Annotated in this window: 9 protein-coding genes; 5 read left to right on the top strand and 4 right to left on the bottom strand. The window is 44.7% G+C overall.

Annotated features, from left to right (window positions below):
- The 5 genes from kdpB (at position 1) to JXR92_RS01525 (ending at position 6,229) form a co-directional block, all read left to right on the top strand.
- On the top strand, positions 1 to 2,049 hold the full coding sequence (gene kdpB, locus JXR92_RS01545; RefSeq protein WP_119961440.1) for a potassium-transporting ATPase subunit KdpB: 2,049 nt from the start codon (positions 1 to 3) through the stop codon (positions 2,047 to 2,049).
- Between the two features lie 12 nt (positions 2,050 to 2,061).
- The gene (locus JXR92_RS01540) at positions 2,062 to 2,634 is read left to right on the top strand and encodes a K(+)-transporting ATPase subunit C (protein WP_005824709.1); all 573 of its coding nucleotides are present in this window, start codon (positions 2,062 to 2,064) and stop codon (positions 2,632 to 2,634) included.
- Between the two features lie 146 nt (positions 2,635 to 2,780).
- Positions 2,781 to 3,536, top strand: coding sequence for a hypothetical protein (locus JXR92_RS01535; protein WP_119961441.1), 756 nt, complete (start codon positions 2,781 to 2,783; stop codon positions 3,534 to 3,536).
- Positions 3,537 to 3,647: 111 nt separating this feature from the next.
- Positions 3,648 to 4,769, top strand: a complete 1,122-nt coding sequence (locus JXR92_RS01530) for a sensor protein KdpD (RefSeq protein ID WP_119961442.1) — start codon at positions 3,648 to 3,650, stop codon at positions 4,767 to 4,769.
- A 20-nt stretch (positions 4,770 to 4,789) separates the two neighbouring features.
- The gene (locus tag JXR92_RS01525; protein WP_117601302.1) at positions 4,790 to 6,229 is read left to right on the top strand and encodes a sensor histidine kinase; all 1,440 of its coding nucleotides are present in this window, start codon (positions 4,790 to 4,792) and stop codon (positions 6,227 to 6,229) included.
- A gap of 6 nt (positions 6,230 to 6,235) precedes the next feature.
- Here the strand turns inward: JXR92_RS01525 and JXR92_RS01520 are convergent, their stop codons facing one another.
- From JXR92_RS01520 to JXR92_RS01505, 4 genes are all read right to left on the bottom strand, one after another.
- The gene (locus JXR92_RS01520; RefSeq protein ID WP_119961443.1) at positions 6,236 to 7,102 is read right to left on the bottom strand and encodes a helix-turn-helix domain-containing protein; all 867 of its coding nucleotides are present in this window, start codon (positions 7,100 to 7,102) and stop codon (positions 6,236 to 6,238) included.
- Positions 7,103 to 7,139: 37 nt separating this feature from the next.
- Positions 7,140 to 8,780, bottom strand: a complete 1,641-nt coding sequence (locus JXR92_RS01515) for an efflux MFS transporter permease (RefSeq protein WP_117601301.1) — start codon at positions 8,778 to 8,780, stop codon at positions 7,140 to 7,142.
- Between the two features lie 106 nt (positions 8,781 to 8,886).
- A complete protein-coding gene (locus JXR92_RS01510) occupies positions 8,887 to 9,984 on the bottom strand; it encodes an HlyD family secretion protein (protein ID WP_035449880.1) in 1,098 nt (365 codons plus the stop codon).
- Between the two features lie 74 nt (positions 9,985 to 10,058).
- Positions 10,059 to 11,393, bottom strand: coding sequence for a TolC family protein (locus JXR92_RS01505; RefSeq protein WP_138344607.1), 1,335 nt, complete (start codon positions 11,391 to 11,393; stop codon positions 10,059 to 10,061).
- Positions 11,394 to 11,791: the final 398 nt, after the last annotated feature.

The raw sequence follows: 11,791 nt of genomic DNA, 5'->3' as shown, positions 1-11,791 counted from the left end.
ATGAAAGATAATAAATCAGCTTCTCTGTTTCAGAAGGAGCAAGTAATGGAAAGTTTGAAGCAATCATTCGTGAAGCTGAATCCACGGGTGATGATAAAGAATCCGATTATGTTTACGGTGGAAGTCGTAACGGTTGTCATGCTGATTGTCTGTTTCCTTTCATTAGGTACTTCGGAATATGGAGCGTTCGGATATAATTTCTTGGTATTCATCATCTTGTTTGTGACGTTGCTGTTTGCTAATTTTGCTGAAGCCATTGCTGAAGCGCGTGGTAAGGCCCAAGCTGACAGCTTGCGTAAAACCCGTGAAGAGACTCCGGCTAAAGTGCTGGTTGACGGTAAGATCCATACCGTTAGCAGTTCACGTTTGAAGAAAGGCGACTATTTTATTTGTGAAGCGGGAGATACGATTCCTGCTGACGGTGAGATTGTGGAAGGTTTGGCTTCCATTGATGAAAGTGCCATTACCGGTGAATCTGCTCCGGTAATCCGTGAGGCCGGTGGTGACAAGAGTTCCGTAACTGGTGGTACAAAAGTTCTTTCTGATAAAATCAAGGTACTGGTGACGCAGCAACCGGGTGAGAGCTTTCTTGACAAGATGATTGCTTTGGTAGAAGGCGCTACTCGCCAGAAGACTCCGAACGAGATAGCATTGACTATTCTTCTGGCCGGTTTCACCTTGGTATTCGTCATTGTATGTGTGACGTTGATTCCTATGGCCGACTATACGAATATCGACCATCCGGGAACTTATATCTCCATTGCAGCCATCATTTCTTTGTTTGTCTGCTTGATACCGACTACTATCGGCGGACTGCTTTCTGCCATCGGTATTGCGGGGATGGACCGTGCTTTGCGCGCTAATGTAATCACAAAATCCGGTAAGGCAGTAGAAACAGCCGGTGATATCGATACCTTGTTGCTTGACAAGACCGGTACCATTACAATCGGTAACCGTAAAGCCACCAAGTTTCATCCGGCTTCGGGTGTTGACGAGAATTTGTTCGTAGAGGCTTGCTTGTTGTCCTCACTTTCTGACGAGACTCCGGAGGGTAAGTCCATCATTGAACTGGGACGTGAAAACGGTCATCGTATGCGTGATTTGAATACTACCGGTGCTCATATGATTAAGTTTACAGCCGAAACAAAATGTTCGGGTGTGGATTTGCAGGATGGTACTCAGATACGTAAAGGTGCATTCGACGCTATTCGCAAGATTGTGGAAAATGCCGGAAACAAGTTCCCGAAAGAGATTGAAGAGGTGATTGCTGTAATTACCAGCAACGGTGGAACTCCGCTGGTGGTATGTGTCAATCAGAAGGTTACCGGGGTAATTGAGTTGCAGGATATTATCAAACCGGGTATTCAGGAACGTTTTGAGCGTCTTCGCAAGATGGGTGTGAAAACTGTGATGGTGACCGGTGACAACCCTTTGACAGCCAAATACATCGCAGAGAAAGCTGGAGTGGATGATTTCATTGCTGAAGCCAAGCCGGAAGACAAGATGGAATATATTAAAAAAGAACAGCAGGCCGGTAAGCTGGTGGCTATGATGGGTGACGGTACAAACGACGCTCCCGCCCTTGCACAAGCTAATGTGGGGGTGGCGATGAACAGCGGTACGCAGGCAGCCAAAGAAGCCGGTAATATGGTGGACCTTGACAACGACCCGACGAAGCTGATTGAAATTGTGGAGATTGGCAAACAGTTGTTGATGACACGCGGTACGTTGACTACCTTCTCCATTGCGAACGACGTTGCCAAGTACTTTGCCATTATCCCTGCTTTGTTTATGGTAGCCATCCCTCAGTTGGCTCCTCTGAACATTATGGGACTGCATAGCCCTGAAACGGCTATTCTCTCGGCTGTCATATTCAACGCTATCATCATTCCTATCTTGATTCCGTTGGCTTTGAAAGGTGTTCAGTATAAGCCGATCGGTGCCAGTGCGCTACTTCGTCGCAATCTGTTGATTTATGGTGTGGGTGGCGTCATTGCTCCGTTTGTCGGCATCAAACTGATAGATATGATAGTTAGTCTGTTTTTTTAAAACTTGGATAAAATGAAAACTCTTTGGAAATCATTTAAAATAACAATTGCATTTTGCATATTTTTCTCTCTGTTCTATATCCTTGTCTTGTGGATATTTGCACAGTTCGCCGGTCCCAACAAGGGAAATGCAGAGGTGGCAACCCTCAATGGTAAAGTGGTAGGTGCTGCCAATGTAGGCCAGATGTTTACGCAAGATATTTATTTCTGGGGACGCCCATCTGCGGGTGATTATACAGCCGATGCTTCAGGTGGTAGTAACAAAGGTCCTACGAACGATGAATACCTGGCAGAAGTGGAAGCCCGTATTGATACTTTTCTGGTACATCATCCTTATCTGAGCCGCAAGGATGTGCCTGCTGAAATGGTAACCGCCAGTGGTTCCGGTCTAGACCCACATATCACACCTGCTTGTGCTTATGTACAAGTGAAGCGTGTGGCTCAGGCACGTGGCATGAACGAGGCTGAAGTGAAAGCCATTGTAGACAAGAACATCAGCAAACCCTTTTTGGGGGTGTTTGGTACGGAAACTGTCAATGTGCTGGAACTGAACATTGCATTAGAAGAAGCCGATCAGAATAAATAATTTTTTAGTTGTGTTTGTCATGTGTTATGGGCAGGAGCGGAAGTATTTCTGTTCAGGCAGCGAAAGACTGTCATTTTACAGGGGGAGCCGAAACTTCCTTCCTGCCTTTCAACGATTGATTAGTAATGGTAAATAAATAGTTGGATATGAAAAGTTTAAAAATATCAATTCTAGTTTTTGCGAGTATGGTGGCTGCTTGTTTTATGGGAACCGGCAAAGTGCAAGCTCAGGAATTTACAATACAAGGTGATTTGGTCAGTTCTTATGTTTGGCGCGGCTTTTACCAGACGGGAGTAAGTTTTCAGCCTACTTTGGGTTTTGGGGTCGGTGATTTTTCTTTGACAGCATGGGGCTCTACCGATTTTGACGGAGCTTCTTCAGGAGAAGGGGCTGCGGCTAAGGAGATTGATTTGACCGCTGCCTATGTTTTTGGAGAATCAGGTCTGACTTTTTCTGTTGCCAGCTTGTGGTGGGGCGGACAAGGAGCAAGAAAGTATTTCAATTTTAAGAGCCACGAAACGGCGCATCACTTTGAAGCAGGATTAGCCTATACATTGCCGGTTGAAAAGTTTCCTTTGTCAATCGCTTGGTACACTATGTTTGCCGGAGCTGACAAAGATGACAAAGGCAGGCAGAATTATTCTTCGTATGTTGAACTCAACTATCCGTTCAGTGTCAAGTCTGTAGATTTGAACCTTACTTGCGGATTTCTGCCTTATGAAGCTGGGGTAGGAGTATATGGTGTTCCTAACAGTGGATTTGCTGTAACCAATGTGGCACTGAAAGGTATTACGGAAGTCAAGATTACTGACAGTTTCTCAATACCTGTATTTGCACAAGCCATTTGGAATCCTCGTATGGAAGATGCACATCTGGTATTCGGCGTTACTTTAAGGCCATGATTTATTTAGATATAACTTTAGAACTCATGAATTAGTGTTGGATGCCCGTGGCGGTCGTGATGATCGTTGCGGGTTATATGGTATATATAAAACAAGCAAGAAACAGAAGAAATGAGTAGGGAAGAAAGCGTACAACATTTTCTTGATTTGATTAAAAAGTCGCGGCGTGGCAAGTTCAAGGTCTACATCGGCATGATTGCCGGTGTAGGTAAATCTTATCGTATGCTTCAGGAAGCACACGAGTTACTTGACAACGGAGTAGATGTGAAGATAGGCTATATAGAGACACATGGGCGTGCCGGTACGGATGCCATGTTGGAAGGATTGCCCGTTGTTCCTCGTCGTAAGATATTCTATAAAGGGAAAGAACTGGAAGAAATGGATTTGGATGCCATTATCCAGATACACCCTGAGATAGTAGTGGTGGATGAACTGGCACATACCAATGTGGAAGGTAGTCGGAATGAGAAACGCTGGCAGGATGTGATGGATTTGCTTGATGAGGGTATCAATGTGATTTCCGCCGTTAACATCCAGCACATTGAGAGTGTCAATGAAGAAGTGCAGGGCATTTCGGGTATTGAGGTGAAGGAACGTATTCCCGATAGCGTTTTGCAAGAGGCAGATGAGGTGGTGAATATTGACTTGACTGCGGAAGAATTGATAGCCCGTTTGAAAGCTGGAAAAATTTACAAACCGGAAAAGGTCCCTACTGCCTTGAACAATTTCTTCAAAACGGAAAATATTCTCCAATTACGTGAACTGGCTTTGAAAGAGGTGGCTTTGCGGGTGGAAAAGAAAGTGGAGAATGAGGTGGTTACCAGTGTGGGAGTCCGTCATGAGAAGTTTCTGGCATGTATCAGCAGCAACGAGAAAACACCACGACGCATCATTCGTAAAGCTGCACGTCTGGCAACCCGCTACAATACTTCGTTTGTCGCCCTTTATGTACAGACTCCCAGAGAAAGTACTGACCGTATCGGTCTGGCAAATCAAAGGTATTTGTTGAACCACTTCAAATTGGTGACTGAACTGGGGGGGGAGGTTGTTCAGGTACAATCGTCGGATGTGTTGGGAAGCATTGTGGATACTTGTAGGGAGAAACAGATAACAACTGTCTGCATGGGAAGTCCGTCACTTTCTTTTCCGAAATCATTGTTTATGATATTGAAATACCGAAAATTTGTGCGTGATTTGGCACAAGTAAACATAGATTTGATTATACTTGCATAATATTAATTCTTAGGAACATTATGAATATTCGTACAAAATTGATACTCAGCGTAGGGGTGTTGGCTGGAATGATTATTTTGCTGGTTGCTCTTTCTGTGGTGAATCTACAGATACTGACGGCTACGGAGCCGGATAGTCCTGCTGCTGTACCGGGATTGCAACGTGCATTGCTCTGGATTTCTGTGATAGGTGGGGTGTGTATTTTTGCCAGTATCATATTATTGGTATGGCTTCCCCGTTCCATCAGCAAACCTATTCAAGAACTGACACGTGGGATTCTTGAAATAGCGAACCATAATTATGAGAAACGTCTGGATATGAGTGGACACGAAGAGTTTCGTGAAGTGGCTGATGGTTTTAATCGGATGGCGGAACGACTGACGGAGTATCGCGCCAGTACGCTGAACGACATACTTTCTGCTAAGAAATTTCTAGAAGCTATTGTGAATAGTATTGATGAACCTATTATTGGCTTGAACCGTAATAGGGAAATTCTCTTTATCAATAATGAGGCTTTAACTGTGCTGAATTTGAAACGGGAGGAAGTAATTCGCCGTTCGGCTGAGGAGCTTTCTTTGAAGAATGATTTGCTTCGCCGTTTAGTTCGTGAATTGGTAACTCCGGGTGAAAAGAAAGAACCGTTGAAAATTTATGCAGACAATAAGGAGAGTTATTTTAAAGCTTCTTACATTACCATTATAAATACAGAGGCTGATGATGACGAACCTCATAATCTTGGCGATGTGATTTTACTGAAAAATATTACAGAATTCAAAGAATTGGACAGTGCCAAGACTACTTTTATCTCGACTATTTCTCATGAACTGAAAACGCCTATATCCGCTATTCTGATGAGTCTGCAGTTGTTGGAGGACAAACGGGTAGGGGTGTTGAACGACGAACAGGAGCAATTGTCGAACAGCATCAAGGAAAATGCTGATCGCCTTCTTGGGATTACCGGGGAATTATTGAACATGACGCAGGTGGAAGCCGGTAAATTGCAGATGATGCCTAAGATAACGAAGCCCATTGAACTGATAGAGTATGCTATCAAGGCCAATCAGGTACAAGCTGATAAATTCGGCATTCAGATAGAAGTGGAGTATCCGGAAGAAAAAATGCCTAAATTGTTTGTCGACAGCGAAAAGATTGCTTGGGTGCTCACCAATTTATTGAGCAATGCTATCCGCTATTCCAAAGAGAACGGGAGGGTGGTTATCGGCGCTAGGCATGACGGGGACTTTGTAGAAATGTATGTGCAGGACTTTGGAAAAGGTATCGACCCGCGTTATCATCAGAGCATTTTTGACCGTTATTTCCGAGTGCCGGGCACTAAAGTGCAAGGTAGTGGTTTAGGTCTTTCCATTTCGAAAGACTTTGTGGAAGCTCATGGCGGTACATTGGCTGTCCAGAGTGAGCTGGGTAAGGGGAGTCGCTTCGTTATCCGGTTGAAAGCGTAACGTTTTCTATTTTTTACGGTACTGTTGCGGAGACATGCCGGTTTGTTTCTTGAAGAATGTTCCAAAATAAGAAGCATTGGGAAAATTGAAGAAGTCGGCGATTTCCTGGATGTTTTTCTGGGTGTTCTTGAGTAGTGAGATGCTTTTGCGGATGATGGATTTAAATATCAGTTCCTGCACCGTGAATCCGCAGACGGACTTGGATAGTGCAGAGAGGTATTTGGGTGATAAGCAGAGTTTGTCTGCATAAAACTCTACGCCGCGTTCTTCCGTGTAGTGTGCATCTATCAGCTGAATCAGCCGGATAAAGATTTCATGTTTGTGACCAACCGTTGTTTTTAGGTTCATCAGTTTACGGTTGTAAATGGAACAGATGCGGTATGTAAGTCCCAGTAGAAGCAGTCTTTGTTCGTAATCATTAAAGGTGTTGTTGTCTAAGTGCAGGGTATTGTCCAATAGGGACATGTATTTCAAAACTTCTTCTTCATCTCCGGTGTTCCATACGTAGCATGGTTCAGTCCGGAGCTGCATGTATAGGTACATGGCTGCCACTGAATTGCCTATGATGTCCCGTATCGGTTCTATCTGGTAAATGAATATGAATAGTTGCAGGTCTTCCGATTCGCTCAACACTTGGAAGAGAGAATCTTCCGGGATGAAAACTGTTTCGCCAGCTTGGGCCGAGAATGCTTTCATGTTAAGTGAAAAGGTGAAGTTGCCTTGGCGGCAGACAATCAGTCCTGCTCCATTAATCATAAAAGGTTTTTTCAGGGAGGCAGGAAAGGAGCAGAGCATACCTTCTGAACTACAAATGTTTTCTCCGTTTGACAATGCGCGGTCTAAGTGGGATAAACGTTCTTGTTGGGTATCCATAACAGACAAAATTACAGGTTATACTGAAAATTGTCTGCTAAGTTAGTAATTTTCGTTTAGGATACCGCACGACAAGCACAAATATCATGCAAAACAAGCAGGCGTAGAGTGTCCATCCTGCCATTTCCTTTACAGCAGAGAGGGTGGCCTGCACTTGGATGCGTCCTTTGGTGGATATGGCAGCCATGCTGATTGCTTCTTGTTTGCTCTTTCCCTGATATTGCATACCTTGTACGGTCTGGGTAAACGAGGTGGATGCTTCGGGGTGCAGCATGTCTACATTCTGTGCATAGCGGGTGACGTAGTGCTGTTGGCGTTCTTGCAGTACATTCGTATAGAGTGCGGCTCCGATGCTGGGAGCCAATACCATGCGTACGGTAAGCATGGTACATATCCAAGAAGAAAGATATTTGTAAGGCATGCGTTGGGTGGCGTAGGTTGGAATCAGCGAATAGAGGAACATCATACCGGTAGAACGGATGATGACCGGATACTTCATCCGTTCGTACAGTCCTGCACCTTGTACCTCGAAATACATGAACATGGCGGAAAGCCCCAATAGAAGGAAACCGGCGGCAAAGAGATATTTGAAGTGTACGCCTTTTACGCTGAGCCAGATAGTGGCTATACCGCCGATGAGGTAGCCCAGCATGGACCAGTTGCCCAGGGTGGCATTCTGGAAGTTGTCCAGTTTCATGCCTATGCCCGTGAATACATTGACAAACATGGCGCTGGAATTCAGTACCATTAACAGAAAATAGAATAGGAAACCCATACGGATGGTACGCAGTTTGAATACATCGAGCTGATAGTAAGGATTGCGCTGGGTAGACTCGATATAGAGAAATATGCCGCCAGCAATGATGGCGCAGACTGTGGCCCATTGTATGGTTGGGTCATCGTACCAGTCGAGCACTTTGCCATAAGTAAGCACGTAGGTAATGCAGGTCAGTGTGATGCAGAAGATGGAGGCATTGCCGAACTGCTTGAAGTTGATGGGGAAACGGCGGGTGGTATATTTATGATAAGGCATAGTAATGAAGGTGATGAGGATGCAAAGTAATAGTAGCCCCATCATAAAGTAGTGTATGTACTGCCATTCATATTCAAAAGCGAGCCAGGCGGTGAGCGAGGTTCCCAATTGCCCCAGTACCATGAAGAATAGGTAGATGGCGGGTTGTGCCGCACTCCGTTCGATGTCCAGCTTGTCCCAGCCTTCGTCAGTTGTGGGCTCGTTGCCGGGTGTAATTTTGTCGTACGCCTCGATATGCCCTGCATACTTTATGAGGGTGAAGAGGTTGACCATCATCAGCACCATTCGTAGGAATCCCATAAAGATGCTGCATAGTGCCAGCAGGAAAACGCTGTCTGTCTTGGCACAGATATAGCTGAAGATGTACATCAGGGAGAATCCTGCCAGGCACATCATTTTCTGCCGGCGTATGACTACCAGCCTATACAGAAAAGGGCAGAATGCTGCCATGCCAATGGAAGTGGCGAAGTTGGCAAACTGGATATGCTCGGAAATGATGCCGAGTTCGCTCATCATTTCGGTGCTTGCCACCGAGTAGGTACCGCCCACAGTCAGTATCGGCAAAAAGAATACGAATAGGATGATGATACCTACCGGTTTGGGTACCCAGTTGTAGAAAGGATAGTTCTTGGGGTATGAGGGCATGGGGATAAGGGTTAAGGGGTTAGGGATTAAGGGTTAAAGATTAAGGATTAGGGGGTAAGGATTAAGGAGTTGGTTGCCTTAATCCCTAACCTCTAATCCTTAATCCCTATTTTTTTGTTTTCGCTTTGACTATTACCATCATACCGGCGGCAAGGCTACTGTTGTCTTCTTTAGACAAATCGGTAAAGTCGATGCGGACTGGGATGCGTTGTTGTATCTTCACGAAGTTACCGGCAGAATTATCCGTGGGCACTAGGGAATACTTGGAACCAGTGGCTCCGGAGATGGCAGTGATTTTCCCTTTGAACTCTTTGCCGCTGATGGCATCAACGGTAATGGCTACTTCTTGTCCCAAGTGCAGATTCTCAATTTGGGTTTCCTTGTAGTTGGCTATAATCCACTTTTGTGTGTCAGGCAGAATGTAGGTGATGGTTTGTCCAGCAGTAATGAATTGTCCTTCTTCAAGAGTACGCCGTCCCAATTTCCCATCACAAGGAGCTACTACTACGGTGTAGGAGAGGTTCAGCCGTGCCATTTCGAGTGCGGCTGTTGCCCGTTGTATGGCAGCTTCTGTATTTTCACGGCGATGTGACACTTCGTTCACACCCGACAAGGCAGCTTTCTGTTGCCGTTTCACAGCTTCCAACTTCTTGTGGGTAGCTGCATATTCGGTTTCTATCTGTTCCAATTGAATGGGGGTGGCAGCGTTTCTCTTCACCAAGTTCTGGTATCGCTGGCGGTCTTTCTCCAGCTTGGTAAGGCGGATTTCTATCTCTGCTATGGAGGCGTCGTAGACAGAGGCTGTAGTTTGCGTGGTTTGTAGTGTAGCACCAATGACTGTGGCGCCGGCTTGTGCATCCTTGAGTGCAGCTTCAGCTTCCATGACTCTGATTTTATATTCCCGGTCGTCCAATATAAGTAAGGTATCTCCTTTGTGTACTTCTTGGTGTTCTGTGAAACAAATTTTCTTGATATATCCTGATGCGCGCAGATTGACGGGAGATATGTATTGTTCAATCTGTGCATCATTACTGGTTTCCGTCCGTTTGTAGTTCAAAAAGAGGCAGGTCACTTGAATTATTCCCCAGATAAGGATAGCTATTCCTAATAGGCTGACAACGATTTGCCAACGGCGAAGCTTCTTCAATTTCCGTGCTTTCTCTTGATGGGTACTTGCGGTGTTATTGTTCTCTTTTGTTTCCATATCTTCTATATTATATTGTTTATTCATTATTATATATATCCGTCCTTGAATACGGACTCTATTCATCTTCCTCTTTAAGGAATTGAGGGGCTCAACGTCTCCAGCTGTCCCGTCAGCTTCAGCAAAGTCAGATTGGTTATCCGGTAATTGTAGTGGGCACTGATATAGTTGTTTTGGGCTTCGCTCATCCGCATTTCGTCCTGCAATACTTCGGTCATTGAGGCGATTCCTTCCCGATAACGGTCCATAGTAACGGTATATACATCTTCAGCAAGTAGATAATTGTCTTTCTGCTTCTTAAAGTTACGCTGACTGTTCATCAGGTCATTGGTAGCATTCAGATATTGTGTCTGAAGATTCTTTCTGGTATTCTCTTGGGCGAGTTTGATGTTCTCTATGTCGATGGTTGCCTTACGCATCTTGTAGCGTTTGTCCAGTCCGTCGAAAATGGGAATGCGTAAGGAGAGGCCCACTCCATAGGAGCGATACCAATGGTTGGAAGGGCCGGAATGGAACCAATGGTAAGCTTTGTCTGTATAGGCGGAAAACATCCAGCTTCCTGTCAGGTTCAAGGAGGGGATGTAACCGTTGCTGATTATTGTTTTCTGCTGTTCAGCAAGTTGTTTTTGTGATTGCAACAGCTGGAGTTCATATAGTGTTTCGGACAGCCCGGTGAGTGCTGCGGGCGTAATCGTTTCTGTATTCACTGGTACCAGTGCTATTCTTTCTTCCGCCGGATAGTCGATAATGTATTTAAGTAGATTCAGCTGCTGTTCCATCATGGCTTGTGCGTTGTCGTGCTGCACCTTGAGGTTCTCCAAGTTGATGTTGACGCGTTTCACATCTACTTCCATAGCCATGCCGTTGTCATAGAAGGCTTGAGTGATATCTCTCAACTCTTCCAGGCGAGTGATGTTGGCTTTTATCAAAATAATCTGTTCAGCTGTAACCTGTCCTAAATAGTACATTTGACTAATTTGGAGGATGAGGTCTTCTCTTGCCTTTCCATAAGAAAGGCGATTCATCTCATCCATGGTTTTGGCTATGGATAGAGTGGTGTAGAGTGTCTGGTTATAAAGTGGTATCTGCAACTGTAATCCAAAGTTGGCGTTGTATTGCAAGGTTTGGGTTACATTGTAGGGATTGCCATATGCTGAACCGTCGGTAACGGAGACGGGTGGATCGATATTGTCGTTATAGTTGGCAAAACCATTGATTTGGGGTAGCAGTTTGGCTCGATTCTCAGAGATGCCGTATTTCCCTTTTTGTATTTCCTTCCGTTTGCTTTGCAAGGACAAGTTGTTTTCGATACCTATTTTGAGGCAGTCCTCCAAGGTTAGGGTATTTTGTGCTCTTGTACCTAGTGCAAGCAGACACAGAAAGGAAAATGTGAACAGTTGTCTTTTCATAATAGTCACTTGATATTTGCACACAAAGTTAGTGGCTTAAAATGCAAGAGGACTATCCATATATCAACTGTTTGTATTCATATTTTCCTTTTTACTATAATTTGAAAACAAACCATAGTAAAAAATGAGTATTAAAAACAAAAAAGACCGCCAAGAGTGGAAGCCTCCTAACAGTCTAAATCTTCTTTGTAGCGGGACCCGGGATTGAACCGGGGACCTCATGATTATGAAACCGAGCTGTACCGATGTCTTCCTATTTCTTTGCGTTTCACGCTTTTACTTAAGAGGCTCTTTTTCAAGGGCAAATATAATATTTCTTTTTCATCCGTAATCACGTTATTTCTTCTGTTTTCCGGTGATTTGTGCAATTTTCGTGCAAATGGGCGTTTTTGAACTGG

The organism is Bacteroides parvus (genome assembly GCF_017309675.2).
GTDB lineage: Bacteria > Bacteroidota > Bacteroidia > Bacteroidales > Bacteroidaceae > Bacteroides > Bacteroides uniformis.
Note: the sequence above shows the minus strand (reverse complement) of the source record. Positions and strands in the feature narration are given on the sequence as shown.